The organism is Paenibacillus sp. FSL H7-0331, from assembly GCF_001956045.1.
Map to the genome: position 1 here is coordinate 148,896 of NZ_MRTH01000011.1, position 24,060 is coordinate 172,955.

Annotated in this window: 20 protein-coding genes; all 20 read left to right on the forward strand. The window is 44.4% G+C overall.

Annotated features, from left to right (window positions below):
* Positions 1–29 precede the first annotated feature (29 nt).
* Positions 30–755: a UMP kinase gene (pyrH, locus tag BK127_RS18085; RefSeq protein ID WP_076232828.1), complete on the forward strand. Its 726-nt coding sequence runs from the start codon at positions 30–32 to the stop codon at positions 753–755.
* A 4-nt stretch (positions 756–759) separates the two neighbouring features.
* A complete protein-coding gene (gene frr / locus BK127_RS18090; protein WP_076232831.1) occupies positions 760–1,314 on the forward strand; it encodes a ribosome recycling factor in 555 nt (184 codons plus the stop codon).
* A gap of 58 nt (positions 1,315–1,372) precedes the next feature.
* A complete protein-coding gene (locus BK127_RS18095) occupies positions 1,373–2,140 on the forward strand; it encodes an undecaprenyl pyrophosphate synthase (protein WP_076232834.1) in 768 nt (255 codons plus the stop codon).
* A 20-nt stretch (positions 2,141–2,160) separates the two neighbouring features.
* Complete coding sequence (locus tag BK127_RS18100; protein ID WP_076232836.1) at positions 2,161–2,961, forward strand: phosphatidate cytidylyltransferase; 801 nt, start codon at positions 2,161–2,163, stop codon at positions 2,959–2,961.
* A gap of 19 nt (positions 2,962–2,980) precedes the next feature.
* On the forward strand, positions 2,981–4,126 hold the full coding sequence (locus BK127_RS18105; RefSeq protein ID WP_076232839.1) for a 1-deoxy-D-xylulose-5-phosphate reductoisomerase: 1,146 nt from the start codon (positions 2,981–2,983) through the stop codon (positions 4,124–4,126).
* Positions 4,127–4,293: 167 nt separating this feature from the next.
* Entirely contained in the window at positions 4,294–5,547 is a 1,254-nt protein-coding gene (gene rseP / locus BK127_RS18110) for an RIP metalloprotease RseP (RefSeq protein ID WP_076232842.1), read from the forward strand.
* 64 nt (positions 5,548–5,611) lie between these two features.
* Positions 5,612–7,060, forward strand: a complete 1,449-nt coding sequence (gene proS / locus BK127_RS18115) for a proline--tRNA ligase (protein ID WP_076232844.1) — start codon at positions 5,612–5,614, stop codon at positions 7,058–7,060.
* A gap of 74 nt (positions 7,061–7,134) precedes the next feature.
* The gene (locus tag BK127_RS18120) at positions 7,135–11,442 is read left to right on the forward strand and encodes a PolC-type DNA polymerase III (protein WP_076232847.1); all 4,308 of its coding nucleotides are present in this window, start codon (positions 7,135–7,137) and stop codon (positions 11,440–11,442) included.
* A 177-nt stretch (positions 11,443–11,619) separates the two neighbouring features.
* The gene (gene rimP / locus BK127_RS18125; protein WP_076232849.1) at positions 11,620–12,078 is read left to right on the forward strand and encodes a ribosome maturation factor RimP; all 459 of its coding nucleotides are present in this window, start codon (positions 11,620–11,622) and stop codon (positions 12,076–12,078) included.
* Positions 12,079–12,125: 47 nt separating this feature from the next.
* A complete protein-coding gene (gene nusA, locus BK127_RS18130; protein ID WP_076232852.1) occupies positions 12,126–13,223 on the forward strand; it encodes a transcription termination factor NusA in 1,098 nt (365 codons plus the stop codon).
* 35 nt (positions 13,224–13,258) lie between these two features.
* The gene (gene rnpM, locus BK127_RS18135; protein WP_076232854.1) at positions 13,259–13,570 is read left to right on the forward strand and encodes an RNase P modulator RnpM; all 312 of its coding nucleotides are present in this window, start codon (positions 13,259–13,261) and stop codon (positions 13,568–13,570) included.
* Positions 13,563–13,889, forward strand: a complete 327-nt coding sequence (locus BK127_RS18140) for a YlxQ family RNA-binding protein (RefSeq protein WP_083689390.1) — start codon at positions 13,563–13,565, stop codon at positions 13,887–13,889. Before rnpM ends, BK127_RS18140 begins: the two co-directional genes overlap by 8 nt.
* Positions 13,882–16,728: a translation initiation factor IF-2 gene (infB, locus tag BK127_RS18145; protein ID WP_076232860.1), complete on the forward strand. Its 2,847-nt coding sequence runs from the start codon at positions 13,882–13,884 to the stop codon at positions 16,726–16,728. The genes BK127_RS18140 and infB overlap by 8 nt, the downstream gene beginning before the upstream one ends.
* A 5-nt stretch (positions 16,729–16,733) precedes the next feature.
* Positions 16,734–17,090 (forward strand): 30S ribosome-binding factor RbfA, encoded by a 357-nt coding sequence (gene rbfA / locus BK127_RS18150; protein WP_076232862.1) that lies wholly within the window; start codon positions 16,734–16,736, stop codon positions 17,088–17,090.
* Positions 17,087–18,088: a DHH family phosphoesterase gene (locus tag BK127_RS18155; RefSeq protein WP_076232865.1), complete on the forward strand. Its 1,002-nt coding sequence runs from the start codon at positions 17,087–17,089 to the stop codon at positions 18,086–18,088. Before rbfA ends, BK127_RS18155 begins: the two co-directional genes overlap by 4 nt.
* Entirely contained in the window at positions 18,085–19,011 is a 927-nt protein-coding gene (truB, locus tag BK127_RS18160) for a tRNA pseudouridine(55) synthase TruB (protein WP_076232868.1), read from the forward strand. The genes BK127_RS18155 and truB overlap by 4 nt, the downstream gene beginning before the upstream one ends.
* 41 nt (positions 19,012–19,052) lie before the next feature.
* Positions 19,053–20,003, forward strand: a complete 951-nt coding sequence (locus tag BK127_RS18165; protein ID WP_076232870.1) for a bifunctional riboflavin kinase/FAD synthetase — start codon at positions 19,053–19,055, stop codon at positions 20,001–20,003.
* 151 nt (positions 20,004–20,154) lie between these two features.
* Positions 20,155–20,424, forward strand: a complete 270-nt coding sequence (gene rpsO, locus BK127_RS18170; protein WP_076232872.1) for a 30S ribosomal protein S15 — start codon at positions 20,155–20,157, stop codon at positions 20,422–20,424.
* A 343-nt stretch (positions 20,425–20,767) separates the two neighbouring features.
* The gene (gene pnp / locus BK127_RS18175) at positions 20,768–22,870 is read left to right on the forward strand and encodes a polyribonucleotide nucleotidyltransferase (RefSeq protein ID WP_076232874.1); all 2,103 of its coding nucleotides are present in this window, start codon (positions 20,768–20,770) and stop codon (positions 22,868–22,870) included.
* A 117-nt stretch (positions 22,871–22,987) separates the two neighbouring features.
* On the forward strand, positions 22,988–24,025 hold the full coding sequence (locus BK127_RS18180; protein ID WP_076232877.1) for a polysaccharide deacetylase family protein: 1,038 nt from the start codon (positions 22,988–22,990) through the stop codon (positions 24,023–24,025).
* Positions 24,026–24,060: the final 35 nt, after the last annotated feature.

The window sequence follows — 24,060 nt, forward strand, 5'->3', positions numbered from 1 at the left end:
GCTGCTTTTTCGAACAGGGGGGGATAAGCTTGGAACGTCCTATTTACAAACGGGTTATTCTGAAGTTGAGCGGAGAAGCTTTGGCAGGACAGCAAGGATTTGGTATTGATTCTGAGACGATTTCCTCAATAGCTCAGCAGGTTAAACAAGTGGTTGAATTAAACGTTGAAGTCGCAATCGTTGTGGGCGGCGGCAATATATGGAGAGGCATAGCTGGAAGTGAAAAGGGAATCGACAGAGCTACAGCCGACTATATGGGAATGCTGGCAACAGTCATGAATTCATTGGCCCTTCAAGATGCGCTTGAAACCATTGATGTTCCAACTCGTGTACAATCCTCTATTAACATGCAGCAGGTAGCTGAGCCTTACATACGTCGAAGAGCCATTCGACATCTGGAAAAAGGTAGAGTAGTCATTTTCGCGGCAGGGACAGGCAATCCATTCTTCTCAACGGATACGACAGCGGCACTGAGAGCTGCGGAGATTGAAGCTGAAGTGATACTCATGGCCAAAAATAAAGTAGATGGTGTATATTCGGCAGATCCTTTCAAAGACCCAAGCGCAATCAAATATGAAACGCTTACGTATTTGGAAGTTTTAAATAAAAATTTAGGTGTTATGGATTCAACAGCTTCATCACTTTGCATGGATAATAATCTTCCATTAATCGTATTTTCGATTACGGAAAGTGGTAATATTAAACGTGTGGTACTGGGAGAAAAAATTGGAACGATTGTAAAAGGGAGTGTCTAACGATATGCCTCAATCGATAAAGAAAAATGCAGAGGATCGCATGGAGAAGGCCATTGGTTCTCTAAAGAAAGAGCTTTCCAGTTTACGTGCTGGAAGAGCTGTACCGGCGCTACTGGATCGTGTTCAGGTAGAGTATTACGGTGCCATGACACCTGTTAACCAATTGGCTAACATCAGTACACCTGATTCTCGTACACTGATGATTCAGCCTTGGGATAAGAGTTCGATGTCGGCCATTGAAAAAGCAATTATGAAATCGGATTTGGGGTTGACCCCATCAAACGATGGATCGATGATTCGTATTATGATTCCGGCGTTGACTTCGGAACGTAGATCAGAATTGGTGAAAATGACTCGTAAATTCGGTGAAGAAGCCAAGGTTGCGATCAGAAATGTTCGCCGCGATGCGAATGATGAAATCAAAAAGCTTGAGAAAAATGGTATATCTGAAGATGAATCACGTAAATATCAAGAAGATATCCAAAAATTCACCGATAAATACATTTCGGAAGTCGATAAGGTTCTTGTGGCTAAAGAAAAAGAGATTATGGAAGTATAATCATAGAGACCCCCTTGTAAGGGGGCTTTTAGTCTTTCCTTATTGGAGGAAGCAATAGATGATACCTTTCAAAAAATGGTTTGGAAGCAAGCCACTGAGCGCCGAGCAAATGGAACGGTTAGATGCCGATAATGTACCAAACCATGTGGCAGTTATCATGGACGGCAATGGCCGGTGGGCTCAGAAGCGCGGATTGCCGCGTGTTGCAGGGCATCACTCAGGTATGAAAAATGTGAAAAAGATAACGATGGCTGCGGACTCCATTGGCGTCAGTGTATTAACCTTATATGCGTTTTCTACGGAAAATTGGAAAAGGCCGAAAGAAGAAGTGGATTATTTGATGAAGCTTCCAATTGAGTTTTTTCCAAAGGAGATCGAAGAATTAATTGCTAATAATGTTCAAATTCGCATGACAGGCTGGCATGAGGGCTTGCCGGATTATACGTTAAAGGCAATTCAAGATGCGATAGAACAAACCAAGAACAACGATGGACTCATTTTGAATTTTGCATTAAATTACGGTAGTCGTAAGGAGATGCTATCTGGTGTGAAGCAAATTGCCGAGGATGTGCAATCCGGTAAGCTTCATGCGGATGAAATCGATGAATCTGTGTTTTCAAGGTATATGTTAACCCATCCACTTCCGGATCCTGACTTATTAATTCGCACGAGTGGTGAGCTGCGCATTAGCAATTTTATGTTGTGGCAATTGGCTTACTCTGAGCTGTGGTTCACTGAGTTGTGCTGGCCGGAATTTACCGAGCAGGATTTTTTTGAGGCTGTTCAAGAATATCAGCGGCGGGCCCGCAGATATGGCGGCCTGTAGCAGGCGACGGAGGTATAGACTTGAAGCAGCGAATTGTAACAGGAATCATAGCAGCGATTGTGTTCTTGACCCTTTTATACTTGGGCAGTTATTGGTTTACCGGTCTAATTGTCATTACCTCATTAGTCGGTTTTTATGAATATGTGAAAATGAACAAACTCAACCCCTTTTCCTTAACTTCATTTGTTGGATATTTGGGGGTTGGTTTATTATGTTTGCCTTGGACCTTAACAACCATTTCAGCTTTAAGCTCTTCTACAAATTTGATCTGGCTGTTTCTATTTGTTTTATTATGTATTACGGTACTTTCCAAAAACAAAGTGACCATTGATCATATATCCACCTTATTTTTGGGTGTCGTTTATATCGGTATTGGCTTTCACTATATGATAGAAACGAGAATGATTGAGCATAATGGGTTGTTTTGGACCTTGCTAATATTTTTCTGTATTTGGGCTACGGATTCAGGTGCATATTTTACCGGGTCTAAATTTGGTAAAACTCCGTTATGGCCAACGATCAGTCCGAAAAAATCTATAGAAGGCTCAGTAGGCGGCATTATCATCTCGGTAGTGGTCGCTATTTGCTTCTCTCTATTGCATCCTGAATTACTATCGTGGAAACAGGCAATTGTTATTGGAGTGATCATTGCTGTTGTGGGTCAGATGGGAGATCTGATCCAATCAGCATATAAACGTATCAAAGGTATTAAGGATACAGGAACGATTTTACCAGGCCACGGCGGGGTTCTGGATCGTGTAGACAGCTGGTTGATTGTATTTCCGATGGTCCAGATCTTAGCTCTGCTGCCGCACGTATAAATTGTTATTGAGGTGAATCATGAAACATATTGCTATACTCGGTTCTACAGGGTCCATAGGCACGCAAACCCTGGATGTACTGGCACATTCTCCCGAGCTGTACAAGGTGGAAGGACTTGCGGGTGGACACAATTTGCCTTTATTACTTGAGCAAATCAAGCAGTTCAAGCCCAAAAAGGTATCAGTAGCCACCAAAAGCTTGGCGGATGAGCTAAAGCTCCATGTTTCAGCACAAACCTCTGTTTTCTACGGAGATGAAGGTTTAATGGAGATCGCCGCTGGGACGGATGCGGATTATGTAGTTACCGCATTGGTAGGCAGTCAAGGATTGCGTCCAACGCTTGCTGCGATAGAAGCAGGCAAGGACATCGGACTCGCCAACAAAGAAACCCTTGTAAGTGCTGGTCACTTGGTTACAGAGCTCGTGAAGAAGCGTGGGGTCAAGCTGCTTCCTATAGACAGTGAGCATTCTGCGATCTTTCAATGCTTGAACGGAGAATCAATACAGGACATTAACAAAATCATTTTAACAGCATCAGGCGGTTCGTTCAGAGACCGGACTCGCGAACAACTGAAAGGTGTTACAGTCGAACAAGCTCTTCAGCATCCGAACTGGTCGATGGGAGCCAAAATTACTATTGATTCGGCTACTATGGTTAACAAAGGGCTTGAGGTTATTGAGGCGCATTGGTTATTTGGATTGCCTTACTCACAAATTGAAGTGCTGATCCATCCGGAAAGCATTATTCATTCCTGTGTTGAGTTTGTTGATAATAGCATTATCGCCCAGCTGGGAAATCCCGACATGCGTGTTCCTATACAGTATGCGCTTACGTATCCCCAGCGTTTATCAACCCCTTCTAAGCCTTTGAACTTAGCCCAGATCGGAAAGCTGAACTTCCGTGAAATGGATTATGTGAGATTTCCATGTTTGCAAATGGCTTTTGATAGTGGAAGAGCTGGAGGCACTGCTACCACAGTCTACAATGCAGCCAACGAAGTTGCAGTAGCCAGGTTTTTAAAGGGTGCTATTGATTTCTTGCAAATAGAGTGGATAATTGACAGCGTGCTGAATCAGCATGAGGTTGTGGCGAGTCCCAATCTGGAAGAAATTATGGCAGCTGACACCTGGGCAAGAGCTGCAGCAGAAAAAATAAATGATTAATGATGTCTGTCCAATTCTGTAAGCATCATTCCACCAGCAGGATAATATGTTCATTACATGGAGCGGCTTGTATTTGTGTCGCAAAAAATGTTAATCTTAATCAAAAGATAAGCATAGCCATGGAACATAAACTTGACTAACCGATGCTTAAGGGAGGACGTTGCGAATTGGCTACGTTGCAAAATGCGTTTCAAATTGTGCTTTTATTTTTTGTCCTGGTTACGATTCATGAATGGGGACATTTTTATTTTGCCAAAAGAGCAGGCATTCTGGTAAGAGAATTTGCTATAGGCTTCGGACCGAAGATCCTCTCTTTCAAAAAGGATGAAACCAGATTTACGCTTCGCTTACTGCCGATTGGCGGCTTTGTACGTATGGCTGGAGAAGACCCGGAAATGGTTCAAATCAATCCAGGTCAGCGCATCTCGGTGGCGTTACAGGACGATCAGGTCAGCCACATTTACACGGGTGATTTTGACAAGCGTATGGATAGCTTGATTGGGGTTGTGGAAGAGATTGATTTGGAGCGTAAGCTTTTTGTCAGACTCGATTTGGATGGAGAGCAGCGTCAATTTGCCATTCATCCTCAAGCTTTACTCATCGTAAAGGGTAAAGAAACCCAGATTGCTCCACTCGACAGACAATTTGCCAGTAAAACAGTGACACAGCGCGCACTTTCGATTTTTGCTGGTCCCATGATGAACTTTATTCTTGCATTTATTTTGTTTGTGACTGTAGTTTTGATGGCAGGTGTGCCTGACAAGATCAAAATACGCAGCACAGAGCCAGGTACTCCCGCAGAAAAAAGTGGGCTTGTTGCTAATGATATTGTTCTTCAAATCAATGATGAGGTCATCGGAGCAGATGCCAACAAGCTGAAAAATTTAATTAAACAATCTGCCAATAAACCGATGCTTTGGATCATTGAGCGCAATGGTGAGCAGATACGCAAGGAAGTTACTCCGCAAGACAAAGACGGTGGTATCGTCGGAGTGACACTGATGCCTGAAAATCGTAAAGCCACCGTCCTGGATGGCGTTAAAAGCGGCTGGAGCAGCTTCTCCATGGCTACTGTCTCGATTCTTGACAGCTTCGGCAAGCTGGCAACACTGCAGTTCAAGATGGATGACCTGGGAGGACCCGTTCGTATCGTTGAATTTACAAGTGAGCAGGCTAGTGCAGGCTGGGCTCAATATATTTTCTGGACTGCTTTAATGAGTTTGTATCTCGGATTGTTCAACTTGCTTCCTTTTCCTGCTTTGGACGGCAGTCGTTTGGTATTCCTTGCCTTTGAGGCGGTACGAGGCAAACCCGTGGATCCAAGCCGCGAAAGCATCGTCCATTTCGTTGGATTTGCGATGCTGATGCTGTTAATGATCGCTGTTACTTACAATGATATACTGCGTTTGGTTAAGGGATAAGCAAGGTTTAAGTAAATGCTTACGAAGTAGCTTTGCTGAGGCAAAGCTTGTAGGAGGATCACCCATGTCAAAAGAAAAGCAATTCGTAAAAGAGATCACTCCTCAAAGTGAGGATTTCTCCAGATGGTATTTGGATGTTATCAAAAAAGCAGACTTGATGAGCTATTCGCCGGTTCGTGGTTGTATCGTATTTAAACCGGATAGCTATGAAATCTGGGAAAATATTCAAAAAGAATTGGATGGCAGATTCAAGGAAACAGGTCATAGAAACGCCTATTTTCCATTATTCATCCCAGAAAGCTTTTTCCAGAAGGAAAAGGATCATATTGAAGGCTTCAATCCTGAACTTCCTTGGGTAACTGAGGCGGGGGGCGAGAAGCTGGAGGAACGGCTGGCTATACGTCCAACTTCTGAAACGATGGTTGGTCATATGTATGCCGAATGGATCAACTCGTACCGCGACCTGCCGCTCCTGATCAATCAGTGGGCTAACGTAGTTCGTTGGGAGAAGAGAACTCAGCCGTTTTTACGGACGAGCGAGTTTTTATGGCAGGAAGGCCATACCGCTCATGAGGACGAAGCTGATGCACGTCGTGAAACGATGCAAATGTTGGATATTTATAAGGATTTTGCCGAAAATTTCTTGGCGATTCCAGTTATTCTCGGTGCCAAGACACCTTCGGAACGATTTGCTGGTGCTGTAGACACCTTCTCGATAGAAGCGATGATGAAAGATGGCAAAGCGGTCCAGGCTGGAACCTCACATTATTTGGGTACTAAATTCGCTGTTGCTTTTGACATCAAATATTTGGACCGTGAGAATCAGCATCAATTTTGCCATACAACCTCTTGGGGTGTAAGTACACGTCTGATTGGAGCCTTGATCATGGTCCATGGAGACGACAGAGGATTGGTAATGCCTCCAAAGGTTGCACCCACGCAACTGATTATGATTCCTATTGGACCTCCAAAAACTAGAGAACCCGTCGTAGCCCGTGTGAATGAGCTGTTCCAGCAGCTGAAGAAAGCCGGAGTCCGCGTTAAAGTGGATGATCGTGCTGACCAAAGTCCAGGCTGGAAATTCAATGAATACGAAATGCGCGGCGTGCCGATTCGGCTTGAGCTCGGACCTCGTGATATGGAAAATGGACAAGTTGTTCTCGTATCCAGAGTATCCGGCGAAAAGAAAATGGTTGCGCAGGAACATTTGGTGGAAGAAGTGCAAAACATGCTGGCAGAAATTCATCAGCAGATGTATGATAAAGCCAAGCAGTTCCGCGATGACAATTTCAGTTCAGTTGACACCTTGGATGAGTTTAAGGCATTTTTGGAAGAAAAGCGCGGCTTTGCATTAGCAGGCTGGTGCGGTTCTGCAGCATGCGAAGCACAAGTCAAGGAAGAAACGGGTGCAACGAGCCGTAACATTCCATTCGAACCTGCAGAGCACAAGGAAACTTGTTTCGTTTGTGGAGATAAAGCACAGCATACCGTCGTTTTTGGCAAAGCTTATTAATGTAAAGTGACTATAGGGCAAAGCGGAGAGCTACCAACTTCCTTTTGCCCTTTGTATGTTTTAGGAGGATGTTCATGAGCGAAACGGCAGAAAAAAGACAGCGTTTTGAGATGCTGATGGAGCAAGCACGTGTACCTCAGGATGTAGTCGGATCTTTTTTTGTGGATGGGTATATCGATAAAGTAGAAACCAGCCATAAAAACAAGGAGTGGACACTTTATATCGGGAAAAGCAGCATCGTTCCCAGGGAAGTTTATGTTTCCTTTTGTAAATTAATTCGTGATAAATTTGCACACATTGCGGCTATTCGTTTTATTCTAAGATATACAGATCAAGTAACAGCGGAATCAATAGCCCATGAGTACTGGTCCATGTTTGTTGAATGGGTTCAGCGAGAGGAAACGTCCGTTAACGGATGGATGAATAAGGCGCATATTGAAGTGCAGGGCAATGTGCTAACGTTAGTGATGCTCGATTCAATGGGGCTGGAGATGGCCAAGAAAAAAAATATCGGGCAGTGGGTTCAAACCTATTACCATACGTATTTTGGCGCTGAGTTCCAGGTTCGCTACAGTAAGAATGAGAAGCCTGAAGAAGAAATCAAGAAATTTGAGCAGCAGATTAAAGAAGAAAACAAAATGGTTACGGAAGAAATGATGACGTCCATCGAAGCTGAACAGGAAGCGGATTCGCTGAATGCAGCTGAAATCAAGCTGATGGTTGGTTATGATATCAAGGACGCTCCGGTTCCTATTCAAATGGTACAGGATGAGGAAAAGAAAGTAACACTGCAGGGCGCAGTTTTCGGGCTGGATTCCAAAGAGCTTAAAAACGGCATGACCTTGTTCACGTTTAATATAACGGATTTTACTGATTCTATGATGGTTAAAGCATTCGCCAAAAATAAAGAGGATGTTAAAATTTATAGTCTGATTCAAAATGGCACTTGGCTTAAACTGCGGGGCAAGGTGGAATATGACCGGTTTATGCAAACCCCTGAGCTGGTATTGATGCCTAATGATATCAATGAGGTTATGGCGCCTCCGGATCGTAAGGATGATGCTGCAGAGAAGCGGGTCGAGTTTCATCTCCATACAACAATGAGTACAATGGACGGTATTACTTCCGTCGATCAGTACATAAAAACTGCCGCAAAATGGGGACATAAAGCAATTGCCATCACGGATCATGCCGGGATACAATGCTTCCCGGAAGCTGACAAAGCTGCCAAGAAAAATGGGATCAAAGTGATCTTTGGACTGGAAGCCAATGTGGTGGATGACGCGGTACCGATTGTAGTCAATCCACGTAACGAAGATTTGCGCGAAATCGAATATGTTATTTTTGATATAGAAACAACTGGTTTATCCATTATTAACAACAAAATTATAGAATTAGCCGGAGTTAAAATGAAGGATGGCAAGGAATTTGACCGATTTGCCAGCTTCGTTAATCCACATGAAAAAATTCCTTATAATATACAGCAATTAACGAATATTACAGATGATATGGTTGTTGATGCCCCTGAGCTGGAAGAGGTACTGCCTAAATTTATCGACTTTATTGGGGATTGCGTGCTTGTCGCACATAACGCGCGGTTTGATATGGGCTTTATTCATGCGAATTGTAAAAGGCTTGGTTTGGCGCCGGTAACGAATCCTTCGTTGGATACGTTGGAGCTGGCAAGATTACTATTCCCGACGATGAAAAATCATCGCTTGAACACATTATCCGATAAGTTCAAGGTCGGTTTGGACAACCATCACCGAGCGATTGATGACTCGATAGCACTGGGTTATATTTTATTTCATTTGATCAAAGAAGCCGTTGAACGCGGGTTAATTAATATGCCGCAGCTTAATGATAATGTGGGTAAGAGCTTGAAAAACCAGAGGCCGTTTCATTGCTGCATCTATGCGCAAAACGCGGTTGGCAAGAAAAACTTGTTTACTTTGGTCTCTCTCTCACATACGGAATATTTTCAGAGAGTTGCCAGCATTCCGCGAAGTAAACTTGTTGAATTGCGTGAAGGATTAATCATTGCTTCTGGCTGCGAGAAAGGCGAGTTTTTCGAAGCGGTGCTGAATAAGTCGATGGAAGAGGCCGAGCGTGTAGCCGAGTTTTATGATGTGCTTGAAATCCAGCCTATCGGCGTTAATATGCATTTGGTGGATAAAGGCTTGGTAGGCAGCAAGGAACATCTTGAGGATGCCAATCAGCGGGTGTTACAAATCGGACGTAAGCTGGATAAGCTTGTTATCGCAACCGGTAATGTGCACTATTTACACCCAAGATTAAAAATATGTCGTGATATTGCAATTAATGGGATTACCGGATTCAGTCCATTGAAAGACATGAAAAAGCCGGAGGTCCACTTTCGGACGACCAAGGAAATGCTTGCTGAATTTCAATATTTGGGAGCAGAGACAGCACATGAGGTTGTAGTCAAAAATACAGCGGAGCTCGCTGATCGCTTTGAGGAAATAGAGCTTTTCCCAAGCAAACTATTTACACCAATTATCGAAGGTGCCGATGAAGAGATTCGTCAAAAATGCTACGATACGGCCAAACGCATATATGGAGACGATCTCCACGAGGTCATTACGGCAAGGCTTGAAAAAGAACTCATTCCAATTATTAAATATGGATTTTCTGCCAACTATCTTATTTCGGAGCGTCTCGTTAAAAAGTCTAATGAGGATGGATATCTGGTTGGATCACGGGGATCAGTAGGATCGTCAGTAGTGGCAACCTTTTTGGGAATATCCGAGGTTAATCCGTTACCACCTCATTATATATGTGGTTCTTGCAAGCATAGTGAATGGATTCTGGATGGAAGCTTGATGAGTGGATTTGATTTGCCGGACAAGAGCTGCCCAACCTGTGGCGAGAGATTGAAGGGTGAAGGTCAGGATATTCCATTTGAAACGTTTCTTGGCTTTAAGGGGGATAAGGTTCCCGATATCGATTTGAATTTCTCTGGTGAATATCAGTCAGTAGCCCATAATTATACGAAAGAATTGTTTGGCGAAAAGTGTGTATTTCGTGCAGGCACAATCGGTACGATAGCCGAAAAAACAGCATTTGGTTATGTGAAGAAGTTTGAAGAGGAGCAAGGTAAGAAATGGCGTGGTGCTGAAATTAACAGGCTTGCTTCGGGCTTTACAGGTGTAAAGCGCAGCACGGGGCAGCATCCAGGTGGTATCGTTGTTGTTCCTGATTATATGGATGTGAATGATGTGACACCTGTTCAGTTTCCAGCTGATGACACGAATGCCGAATGGAAAACGACCCATTTTGACTACCATGCATTTGAAAATAATTTACTGAAACTGGATATATTGGGTCATGATGATCCGACCATGATGCGGATGCTGCAGGACTTGACAGGTGTTGACCCGACGACTATTCCGATGAATGATCCGAAGGTTATGAGCATCTTTAATTCAACCAAATCGCTCGAAGTCTCACCAGAGCAAATACGTACACCTGTTGCCACTTATGGCGTGCCAGAAATGGGTACCAAATTCGTGCGCCAGATGCTTCAGGAAACACAACCGTCCACGTTTGCCGATTTACTGCAAATTTCAGGACTATCCCACGGAACAGGGGTATGGCTCGGTAATGCGCAGGAGTTGATCCGCAAAGATACCTGCACGATTAAAACCGTTATTGGCTGTCGGGATGATATCATGCTTTATTTGATTTACAAGGCGGGAATGGATGCCGGACTGGCGTTCAAAATAACCGAGAGCGTGCGTAAAGGTAAGGGTCTAACCGCGGAGTGGAAGGAAGATATGAAGAAACATAAGGTACCAGGCTGGTATATCGAATCTTGTGAGCGTATTGAGTACATGTTCCCAAAAGCCCATGCGGCTGCCTATGTCATATCTGCTGTACGTACTGCCTTCTTTAAGCTGTATTACCCGATAGCCTATTATGCGACTTACTTTACGGTCCGGGCTGAGGATTTTGAAGTTGAACTGCTGTGTCAAGGCTATGATGCTATATTACGCAGATTGATCGAGATCGAGGATAAAGGTTTTCAGGCTTTACCTAAGGAGAAGGCCATGATTTCCATCCTGGAAATGGCTCTGGAAATGACGGCACGAGGCTTTTCCTTTAAAGGAATCGATTTGTTCAAATCAGATGCCACTAAATTTCTGGTCGATGGCGACTCACTAATCGTACCCTTCTCGGCACTTGGGGGAATCGGGGAAAATGCGGCTAAAAACATAGCGGCTTCCAAGAACGATGGACCTTTTCTGTCGATAGAGGATTTTCAGAATCGCAGTAAAGCATCCAAAACGATTATTGAACTGTTGAACTCCATGGGCTGCTTCCGCGGACTGCCGGAAACGAACCAACTATCGCTTTTCTAAACAATGCGAATGGCAGCTGACTGCAGACCTCATTGCATAGATATGAGCCTTATGGTATAATCTTCTTTGGCAACAATGTTATAGATTCCGATCTTAGAGAGTGGGGAAACCCACTCTTTACATTTTGTTATAGACCTGAGAGCGTTCTGACTCTCGTTTACGATAGGAGGAAACGGATTGAGCGCACAAATAAAATCCGTAGTAGAATCACTAATGCAGGCGTTCATGGATGAAAATGGATTCGAACTGGTTGATGTAGAATACGTCAAGGAAGGCAGCAACTGGTTTCTGCGGTTGTATGCTGACAAAGAAGGCGGCATCGATATTGACGATTGCGGCCGGATTAGTGAATTCTTAAGTGAAAAATTAGATGAAAACGATCCGATTCCTACAGCCTACTTTCTGGAAGTTTCTTCACCCGGTGCTGAACGCCCCCTGAAAAAGGTGCAGGATTATTACAAAGCTGTAGGAGATCACGTATTTGTAACCACCTACGAATCTTTTGATGGATTGAAGGAATTCGAGGGAAAGCTGCTTTCATTTGACGAGCAAACGATTGAAATCGAATCGGGTAAAAAAAAGCATGCGATTCCCTTTAACAAAGTAGCCAGTGCCCGTTTGGCTATCGTTTTTTAAAAAGCTACACAATTATATGGATTATTTGAGAGGGGGAACTCCATCCGATGAATATGGATTTTATTGATGCACTATCGGAAATCGAAAGGGAGAAGGGAATCGCCAAGGAAGTATTGATCGATGCAATCGAAGCGGCTCTGATTTCCAGCTACAAACGCAATTTTAATACCGCACAAAATGTCCGTGTTGACATTAATCGTCATACAGGATTGATCAAAGTTTACGCACGCAAAACCGTTGTGGATGATGTGCTCGATGTGAGATTGGAAATTTCGCTGGAAGCTGCCAGGGAAATTAGCCCAAACTATCAGCTGACGGACATTGTGGAAATCGAAGTCACACCTCGTGATTTCGGGCGTATTGCCGCACAAACTGCGAAGCAGGTTGTTACGCAGCGGATACGCGAAGCAGAGCGCGGACTTATCTATAATGCCTTTGTCGATAAAGAAGAGGACATTGTTACAGGAATTGTTCAGCGACAGGATTTACGCAATGTATATATCGATTTAGGCAAGATTGAAGCTGCTCTTCCTCTGACTGAATTGATGCCTACAGATAAATTCAAGCAGGGTGATCGGGTTAAAGCTTATATCACCAAGGTAGAGAATACGACCAAGGGACCGCAAATTATTTTATCCCGTACGCATCCTGGACTTCTAAAAAGATTATTCGAGTTGGAAGTTCCTGAAATTTTTGATGGTGTCGTTGAAATTCGTTCTGTCGCTCGCGAAGCTGGCTTTCGTTCCAAAATTGCGGTTCATTCCCGTAACGCGGAAGTGGATCCGGTGGGATCATGTGTGGGTCCTAAGGGAATTCGCGTACAGACGATTGTAAATGAGCTTAAAGGTGAAAAAATAGACATCGTTCGTTGGATGGAGCAGGTAGACGAATACGTCGCTAATGCGCTAAGTCCGTCGAAAGTTATTGAAGTCAATGTATTTGAAAATGAAAAAATGGCTCGGGTGATTGTACCTGATTACCAACTCTCCCTGGCTATCGGAATCAAAGGTCAAAATGCTCGCTTGGCTGCCAAATTGACAGGCTGGAAAATTGACATCAAGAGTGAGACTCAGGCCGAGCAGGAATATGGCCGTCAGAAAACCTACAGTGAAGAAATGCATCAGGATTCGATCAGTATTGATTAATAAGTGCAATTGGCATATATAGAGGGTGATATCGGATGAAGCCAAGAAAAATTCCTCTTCGCAAATGTGTAGCCTGCCAGGAAATGAAGGCGAAGAAAGAACTGATTCGCGTTGTAAAAACGCCGAGTGATGAATTACTGATCGATCTGAGCGGTAAAAAGGCGGGACGCGGGGCTTACCTGTGCGGCAAACAGTCGTGCTTTAAGCTGGCCAAAAAAAGCCGCGCATTAGACCGTGCGCTCAAGTCTCCGGTAAGTCCGGACATCTACGACGCTTTGGAGCAGGATTTCATCAAAGTCGAAGATGAGTTTATTGCTGGCAAGGAAACGTTGGTGGACGATGAATAACAAATTTTATAACAACCTGGGTATGGCCATGCGAGCAGGCAAAATTGTTACGGGTGAGGAGTCAGTTATTGATTCCGTACGTAAGGGTGAAGCTAAGCTTGTCATTGTTGCGGAAGACGCCGCAGTTAATACATGTAAAAAAGTAAGTGATAAATGTACGACCTTTGGAGTTCCGGTCATCCAGTTTGGAAGTCGGGAACGTTTGGGGGCGAGTATTGGAAAAGAATCAAGAGTCACTATTGCTGTTGCCGATGCGGGTTTTGCAAGAATGCTAAAGAAAAGTCTGGAAAATCGTACGGAGGTGGACGGTATTGAATAAACAAGACAATAATAAAGATAAGCTTCGGGTATACGAATATGCCAAGTCTTTAAATATGAGCAGTAAAGAAATTATCACCATTTTAAAAAGACTGGATATACCCGTTAACAACCATATGAGCGTAATGGAGAATGATACAGTGAGCAGTGTAGAGAAGTTTTTCAAGGATGTAAAGGCGAACGCGGCAGCTAAGCGTACAAGCGATACAGGCAGCAGTTCAAGTAGTACGAATTCGGCACCCAAAGAGACAGCTTCCATCAAGATGGAGTCTAAGCCAGCCCCAACCACGCAAGATCAGGCTGCGACTGTTAGTACCTCAAGCAGCAGTACTCCACAAGGACAGTCATCAACGTCAGCACCAACAGCACCAACGACTTCCACAACAGGTAGTGGAGCACCGCGCAGACCTGATCAGGCTGGATCTAATCGCCCGTCACAGGATCAAAATCGTCGTCCACAGGGTCAAGGCTCACAAGGTGGAAGCAGCAGCTACAATCAACGTCCAAGCAGTGGAAGCAGTCAAGGCAGCAGCCAAGGCGGAGGCTATCAAAACCGCAGTTCACAGCCAGGCGGAAGCAGCTCCCAAGGTGGGTACCAAAACCGCAGCTCGCAGGCTGGTGGAAGCTCCCAAGGCGGAGGCTATCAGAACCGCAGCTCGCAAGGCAGCAGCAGCCAATCAGGTGGGCAAAGCCGTCCAGCAGGTAGTGGATATCAAGGTAATCGCAGCGGTTCCGCAGGCAGCACTGGCGGCAGCAGCCGTCCAGCTACAGGTACCAGCAGTGCAAGCAGCCGTCCAGGAGAGCAGCGCTCGCCACGCCCGGCAACTTCATCTGCAGATAGAAAACCATTTAGCTCCAGCGCTCCGAGTTCGTTCAATAAATCAGCAGGTGCTGGGCCTCAAAGACCGTCATTAGACAATGATGATAACAGAAACAAACCTGTCAAGAAAAATACGGCTGGTCCCAATAAACGTTTTGATGATGGCAGATCCGGTGGATCATCGAGAGGCCCGCAAAATGGCCGCGGCAACAACAGGAACCAACAACGCGGTAAATTCCAAGAAGTGAAAAAAGAAAAAATCGACAATACACCGAAAAAGATTATCGTTCGCGGAACGATGACGGTTGGTGAAATGGCGAAATCGTTGCATAAGGATGCTTCCGAAGTTATCAAAAAGCTGTTATTCCTTGGAGTTATGGCTACCATCAACCAAGAGTTGGATCTGGATGCGATTCAATTGCTTGCAGGTGACTACAACGTTGAAGTCGAGCTGAAGATTCCAGTTGCGGAAGATCGGTTTGAAACTTTTGAAGAAATCGATGATGAAGCGGATCTGATCGAACGTCCTCCTGTAGTTACGATTATGGGACACGTTGACCACGGTAAAACAACATTGTTGGATGCAATTAGAAAAACAAGTGTCACCGAAGGTGAAGCTGGCGGTATTACCCAGCATATCGGAGCATACCAAGTTGAGACTCATAATAAGAAAATTACGTTCCTGGATACACCGGGTCACGAAGCATTTACTTCGATGCGTTCACGTGGTGCACAGGTAACAGATATTACCATCATTGTGGTTGCAGCAGACGATGGCGTTATGCCACAAACGATTGAGGCTATTGCACACGCAAAAGCAGCAAAAGTTCCGATTATCGTAGCAGTCAATAAGATTGATAAGCCAGATGCCGATCCTGAGAAAATCAAACAAGCATTGACCGAGTATGAGCTTGTACCGGAAGAATGGGGCGGAGACACCATTTTCTGCAACATTTCGGCCAAGCAACGTATTGGTCTTGACAATTTGCTGGACACTATTCTGCTTGTAGCTGAAGTTCAAGAGCTCAAAGCTAACCCGAACAAGCGTGCCAGAGGAACGGTTATTGAGGCTGAGCTTGACAAAGGTAAAGGTCCTGTAGTTCGCGTATTGATACAGCACGGAACTCTGCGTGTTGGTGATAGCTTCGTAGCAGGCGTTAACTTTGGACGTGTACGGGCAATGGTTAACGACAAGGGCAAGAGACTCAAGGAAGCAGGCCCATCGACACCGGTAGAAATTACAGGTTTGACAGAGGTGCCGCAAGCGGGAGATCCGTTTATCTGCTTCGAGGATGAGCGTAAAGCAAGAATTATAGCAGAAAAACGTTCGGTTACATTAAGACAATCCGAAATGGGTGCCAATGTCCGCGTAACTTTGGATGATCTGTATAAGCATATTAAAGATGGTGAGATTAAAGATCTTAACGTTATCATTAAAGGTGACGTTCAAGGATCGGTTGAAGCTCTTCGAGGTTCACTTGCCAAAATTGAAATCGAGGGAGTTCGCGTCAAGATTCTTCATCATGGCGTAGGTGCTATTACGGAGTCAGATGTTATTTTGGCCTCTGCTTCCAATGCCATCGTGATTGGTTTTAACGTTCGTCCTGAGCCACAAGCCAAAAATACGGCAGAATCGGAAAAGGTTGACATCCGTCTGCACAGCATTATATACAAAATTATTGAGGAAATTGAGCATGCTATGAAAGGCAAGCTTGATCCCATCTTCAAAGAAGTCGTGCTTGGTCAAGCCGAAGTACGTCAAGTTATCAAAGTTACCAAAGTCGGTGTTATTGCGGGCTGCATGATCACATCCGGGAAAATTACTCGTAATGCAAAAATGCGTTTGATCCGTGGTGGTATCGTTGTTTTTGAAGGCAACATTGATTCGTTGAAACGCTTTAAGGATGATGTCAAGGAAGTTGCGCAGGGCTACGAGTGCGGTATATCCCTTGAAAAATTCAATGATATTAAGGAATTCGACATTATTGAAGCTTTCATCATGGAATCAGTCGAGAGGTGATCTGAATGGCGCGAGTTAGAGTTGGAAGAGTCGGCGAACAAATTAAGAAGGAATTGAGTCAAATCATTCAATCCGAGCTTAAAGATCCGCGAATTGGTTTCATTACCGTAACCGGTGTGGAAGTAACCAATGATTTGTCTCAGGCCAAAATATTTTTAAGTGTTCTCGGTACCGACGAGCAGAAGGTGGAAACTCTTAAGGCGTTGAGCCGCGGCAGTGGATTTATTCGCTCTGAGCTTGGCAAACGAATTCGTCTTCGCAAAATACCTGATTTGATTTTTGGTTTGGATTCTTCCATCGATTATGGCAGTCATATTGAAAAGCTGCTTGGTCAGCTTAATTTGGAGAATTCCCAGCCATGACCGTGTTCACTCATTCGGATTCTTATTCCGTCCAATTGAATGAAGCGGCACAATTTATTCAAACAAAGGATGATTTCTTGGTGGTATCCCATATCCAACCGGATGGGGATGCCGCTGGTTCCACCTTTGCAGTTGCTTGGATGCTGTCATCACTTGGCAAGCGGTTTACACTGGTTAATGAAGGGGAAATGCCGAAGAAATATATGTACATGGCAGGCTCCCAACAGACGATTCTTAATTATGATGCCGACGCGATTCCGTTAACATATAAATATGTGATAAGTGTGGATTGTGCTGATTTTTCAAGAATAGGCCGTGTAAACCAATTATTTGCCGAGGATGCGGCAATCCTCAATATAGATCATCATGCTACAAACGATCTTTTTGGCAGTGTGAATCTGGTATTGGCGGAAGCCGCAGCTACCGTTGAGGTGCTTTATGATCTTGGCAAGGTGTTGGGTATTTCTTTTTCCAATGAGTTGAATATTTGTATTTATTCAGGCCTTTTAACGGATACCGGAGGGTTTCGTTATGCCAATACATCACCCAAGGTGATGCAAATTGCTGCGGATATGCTGCAGCGCGGTGTGAAAGGTCATGAACTTGCAGAGCATTTATTGGAAAAGCTATCCTACCCCCAAGTATCCTTAATCAAGCGCAGCTTGAACACGCTCACATTTGATTCCAGCAAGAGAATTGGCTGGCTCGCAGTTTCACTGGAGGATCTTCAGGACAGCGGGGCTTCCAATGACGATCTGGATGGACTCGTCAATTATCCGAGAAATGTGGAAGGTGTTGAAGTTGGGCTATTGTTCAAGGAACGGGCGGGAGGCCATGTCAAAGTCAGCTTACGTTCAGGCGGTACGGTTGATGTTGCGCATATTGCCAAATCCTTTGGTGGTGGAGGTCATATACGTGCTGCAGGTTGTACGGTCAAGGGCTCTCTTCATGAGGCTATCGAAAGTGTAGTTAAGGAAGTAGGTTTGGCACTGGAATGACAGAGAAATTGTTTGAAGGCATTTTGCCTGTCTGGAAACCACAAGGCTTTACCTCTCATGATGTAGTTGCCAAAGTACGTGGGATATTGAAGATCAAACGGATTGGTCACACCGGAACCTTAGATCCTCAGGTCACAGGTGTACTGCCGCTTTGTATCGGACGGGCTACACGTCTTGTGGAATATATTCAGGAGCTCCCTAAAGAATATGAAGCGACGATTAAAATTGGACTTGCTACGGATACAGAAGATGCTGGGGGTCAAGTGATCGATCAGGTGGACAATGTCCAATTGAATGAAGAACAAGTGACCGCAGCGATGATGTCGTTTATAGGTGATATCAATCAAGTGCCGCCTATGTATTCAGCTGTCAAGGTAGACGGTAAACGGCTCTATGAACTGGCCCGTCAAGGTTTGGAAGTTGAGCGTAAATCACGTGTAGTTACGATTCACGACATCCGGATTTTACATATGAATCTTAAGCTTGATCATCCAGAAATTCGCTTTCGTGTACGATGCTCCAAAGGAACGTATATCCGTACCTTGTGTGTAGATATTGGGAAGTCCTTGGGCTACCCTGCGGTAATGTCGCATCTTGTCAGAACTTCTACCGGAAGTATCGAGCAGGAGCAGTGTTTAACCTTTGAACAGATTGAACTGCTTCACAGCGAAGGAACGCTTTTCGATAAGCTTGTTCCCGTCGAAAAGGCACTTGCACATATTCCAGCTGTGCATTTGAATGAAACGCAAACCCGCAAAGCGCTTCTTGGTCAAAAATTTATTCTTACGTCGGAAAATAATTCATTGTACGCGACACATGCACAACAATTGGTTACAGCTTATTCTGCTGACTCCCGATTTCTGGGCATTTTTGAGTGGAATCAGGACACATTGGAGCTGCAGCCAGTGAAAGTATTCTCATAGTGTGTTGTCGTAATGATAGAATGTAGGTGAACGTTGTATTTATGTTGTCCACAGAATTGAACTACCCTATAACCAAGTCGAATCATGCGTTAGCGATAAAACCTCAGGTACTGGCTATCGGGGAGTTTGACGGTGTTCATTTAGGTCATCAGGAAGTGATCAAGCGGGCCAGGGAAAGAGCAGACAGCTTGCACATTTCAGCTTCTATTATGACCTTTCATCCGCATCCCAGGGAAGTGCTTGGACAGTGTAAGTACACGAACCTGCTAACACCCGTGAATACCAAATTGCAGATTTTAGAGCAATTGGGCGTGGATGATACGTATTTGGTCTCCTTCAACCCTGAATTTATGAAAGTGACTCCTGAGCAGTTTGTAGAAAACATGCTTATTCCTATGCAGGTGGAAACGGTCATCGTTGGCTTTGATTTTACTTTTGGTCATCGAGGTGCGGGAACACCTGACGATTTGTGTGAGCTGGCACAAGGCCGTTTTGCCGTAGAGATTATTCGACCCTTTCATCAAAATGGCTATAAGGTCAGCAGTACGATGGTCCGTCAGCATTTGCATGCAGGAGAAATCGATAAGGCCAATGCACTGCTAGGACGGCCTTATTCAATTACAGGCACGGTTGTAACGGGTGACGGCAGAGGGAGAACGATCGGATTTCCAACTGCCAATATCGACTTGTCGGAAGCATTTGTTACGCCTGCACTTGGTGTATATGCTATTCGTTTCCATGTTGATGGCCGCAGTTATAATGGGGTGATGAATGTGGGTAAGAAGCCGACTTTTGTCGAGGACCTGGATAAACCTACTTTTGAAGCACATGTGTTTGATTTTTCGGAATCGATATATGGGCGAGAGGTTTCGGTTGATTTGATTTCCTTCATCCGTCCTGAACGCAAATTTGCTTCTGTCGGAGAGCTGATAGAGCAGATTCATAGAGATGCCGATACAGCGAAGCGGCAGCTGGTTTCAATATTTCAATAAATTTATCGCCTTTACATTGTTTCTATCTTTGTGTTATAATAGCAAAGTTGTCAATAAGACAAACATTTTTAGAACCTTGGCATGGAAAATTGAGAACTCCGACTTTTCTCTGGGCCAATGGCGATATACAAACTATGGAGGTGGATGAACAATGGCATTGACACAAGAACGTAAGCAGGAATTGATTCAAACGCACAAGACTCATGAATCCGATACCGGTTCTCCTGAAGTACAAATCGCGATTCTTACAGAAAACATCTTAAACTTGACAAGTCATTTAAAGACTCACAAGAAAGATCACCATTCCCGTCGCGGCCTTTTGAAAATGGTAGGCCAACGCCGTAAGCTGTTAGCTTATTTGAAGGGTAAAGAAGTTAAACGTTACAGCGCATTGATCGAAAAGCTTGGTCTTCGTCGCTAATAGGATTGATTACAAAGCAACCATGGTTGTCTGCTGTTCGGGTCCGGATTGGACTTGGGCAGAGACAGCAAGGTTGTTTTTTCATAATGTCGGCTTTTACGAGCTGAGTGCAGCTTGATCATCATAACACTACAGGTAAACGGTCGTTTAGGGGTGCATGTAGGTTAGTGGACAAGCATGGATGAGCTTTTTTTCATGAAAAGAGGACAGATTTATTTCATAAAAGAAGGAAATACTAAGCAGTATGCAGAAATGATTAGATAGATAAATTAGCAGAGGTCTGACAATAGGATTTAATCAAGCTAATACTAACCGATTTCATGAAAAGGTACAGGAGGATTTTATGGAAAATAGAGTACAAATGGATTTGGGCGGTCGTCCGTTCATCCTTGAAACAGGCCGATTGGCCAAACAGGCGAATGCTGCAGTAACCGTACGTTATGGGGATACCGTGGTATTATGTACAGTAACAGCATCAGCAGAACCTAAGGATTTGGATTTCTTTCCTTTAACGGTTAATTATGAGGAGCGTTTGTACGCAGTAGGTAAGATTCCAGGAGGCTTCATCAAAAGAGAAGGCCGTCCTAGTCAAAAAGCAATTTTGGCAAGCCGCTTGACGGATCGTCCGATTCGTCCTTTATTTCCTGAAGGCTTCCGTAATGATGTTCAAGTCGTTGCAATCGTGATGAGTGTGGATCAGGAATGTTCACCAGAAATCGCTGCGATGATCGGTGTATCTGCATCATTAAGCATATCTGACGTTCCATTTAACGGACCTGTTGGCGGTGTTATTGTAGGCCGTGTCGGTGGTCAATTCGTGATTAATCCAACTTTGGAGCAAGCCGATAAGAGCGATGTGCATCTGGTTGTTGCAGGGACCAAGGATGCGATTATGATGGTTGAAGCGGGCGCAGACGAAGTGCCTGAAGAAGTTATGCTTGAAGCTATCATGTTCGGTCACGACGAAATCAAGAAAATCGTTGCCATTCAAGAACAGCTTGTTCAAGAAGTCGGTAAACCTAAAATGGAAGTTAAACTTCACCGCGTTGACGATGCTGTAAACAGCGAAGTTCGTGCTTTTGCACAAGCCAGACTGGTCGATGCTGTCAAAATTGCTGAGAAGCATGCTAGACAAGAAGCCATTGATTTGGTCAATGCGGATACGGTTGCTCATTTCAAAATCGAATACGCAGAAACTCCAGAGAAGCTTGGTGATGTGAAAGAGACGTTATACGATATCGTAAAAGATGAAGTTCGTCGATTGATCACTCACGACAAGGTAAGACCGGATGGACGCGCTTTGGATGAAATTCGTCCTATCGAATGCGATATTAATTTACTGCCTCGTACCCATGGTTCCGGACTATTTACACGTGGACAAACGCAGGCATTGAGTATTTGTACACTGGGTGCGCTTGGTGATGTGCAAATCCTGGACGGGCTGGATCTGGAAGAAACCAAACGCTTTATGCATCACTACAACTTTCCTCCGTTCAGCGTGGGTGAAGCAAGACCACTTCGTCCTCCGGGCCGTCGTGAAATTGGACATGGTGCCTTGGGCGAACGTGCTTTGGAACCAATTCTGCCATCAGAAACAGATTTCCCTTATACGATCCGTCTTGTGTCTGAGGTACTGGAATCGAACGGTTCAACCTCGCAAGCAAGTATTTGCGCAAGTACTTTAGCCATGATGGATGCAGGCGTTCCTATTAAAGCCCCTGTTGCCGGCGTAGCGATGGGCTTAATCAAGGATGGCGATCATTTCTCGATTTTGAGTGATATTCAAGGGATGGAAGATCATCTTGGCGATATGGACTTTAAAGTTGCAGGAACAGCCAAGGGTGTTACAGCTTTGCAAATGGATATCAAAATTGACGGTATTGACCGTGATATATTGAATCAAGCTTTAGAGCAAGCCAAAGTAGGTCGGATGCATATCCTTGGTAAAATGCTGGAGCGTATCCAACAGCCGAAGAAGCAGCTTTCCCAATATGCACCTAAAATTCTTACGATGTTTATCAATCCGGACAAAATCCGTGATGTTATTGGTGCTGGCGGTAAAATCATCAATAAAATCATTGAAGAAACAGGCGTAAAAATCGATATCGAACAAGATGGTCGTGTGTTCATTGCATCTTCTAATCAAGAGATGAATGACAAAGCGCGTGCTATTATTGAAGGTATTGTAAAAGAAGTTGTGATTGGTGAAATCTATCTGGGTACGGTTAAACGGGTAGAGAAGTTCGGTGCATTTGTAGAGATTTTGCCGGGCAAGGAAGGCTTGGTACATATTTCTCAGCTGTCTTCAGAGCGGGTTGCCAAAACAGAGGATGTTGTGGCCATTGGCGATACCATAACGGTAAAGGTTACTGAAATCGATCAGCAAGGCCGTATCAATCTATCTCGTAAAGCAGTATTAACGACAGAAGCACCTGCACAATCCTAAGAGGCCGTAGGTAAGCAAGGAGAAGAGAGGCAGATTCGTCTGTCTCTTTTTTTTGGTCTATTCTTGTCCCACCCTGCATATGTATCGGACAAACGATCTAATGATGGGAGCGGGTTCATGGAACGTTTACAGGTTGTTATTCTCTGTGGATTGTTCGTAACAGCGACGCTGATGCTGTACAAATCCGACAGTATTGGTTCATTCGTTCAACACAGTAAACAGCAGTATACACATGCCTCCGCGGCTGATTCTAGCAGGAAAACAATCTCGTCTGTTGATGCGATGAAAGAGGTGCAGTCAAGCGGAGACCGGGACGAACTGCTGAAGCAAATTCAAGCCGAGGCGACCAAAAGAAATATCGCTCCTGTCGATGCCAGATTGGATCGGGTATGGAAGGCCATTCCAGGCTATAATGGTCTGGAGGTCGATGTGGAAAAATCTCTTGCACTCAATGAACAGCTACTATTCAGAAATCAGCTTCGTTTGGCTATGCGAGAGGTTGAACCCGCGGTTCAATTGGAGCATCTGGGTTCGCATCCGGTTTATAAAGGCAATCCAATGAAACCGATGGTTTCGCTAATGATTAATGTTGCTTGGGGAAATGAATATTTGCCCAAAATGCTTAAGGTGCTGGACGATGAACAGGTCCACGCAACCTTTTTCTTCGATGGAAGCTGGTTAAAGCAAAATATTCCTACTGCCCAGCTCATCAAAGAAAAGGGACATGAGCTATCCAATCATGCGTATTCCCATAAAGATATGAGCAAGCTTACCAGAGCCCAGGCCACAGCGGAAATCACCAAAACGGAACAACTGTTGAAGGAGCAACTGGGGGTAACAAATCGTTTGTTTGCACCGCCTTCAGGCGATTTTAATCAAGCGACGGTGGACATAGCGCGCGAGCTCAAGCTTACAACGATTTTGTGGACATTGGATACCGTGGACTGGCAAAAACCGCAACCATCGTCAATTATTCGAAAAGTAGCAGCTCGTGTGGAACCGGGAGCTCTGATATTAATGCATCCAACCTACTCTTCGAGTGAAGCGCTGCAGGAAATCATCCGTACGATCAAACGCAAAAAAATGAAGCTCGGAACTGTAAGTGAGTTAATCTCAACAAAAAGGATTGACGAAGTTGAGTCTATTACCCAATAGTGGTAAGATCATAAAGTTACTAACCGAACATCTTT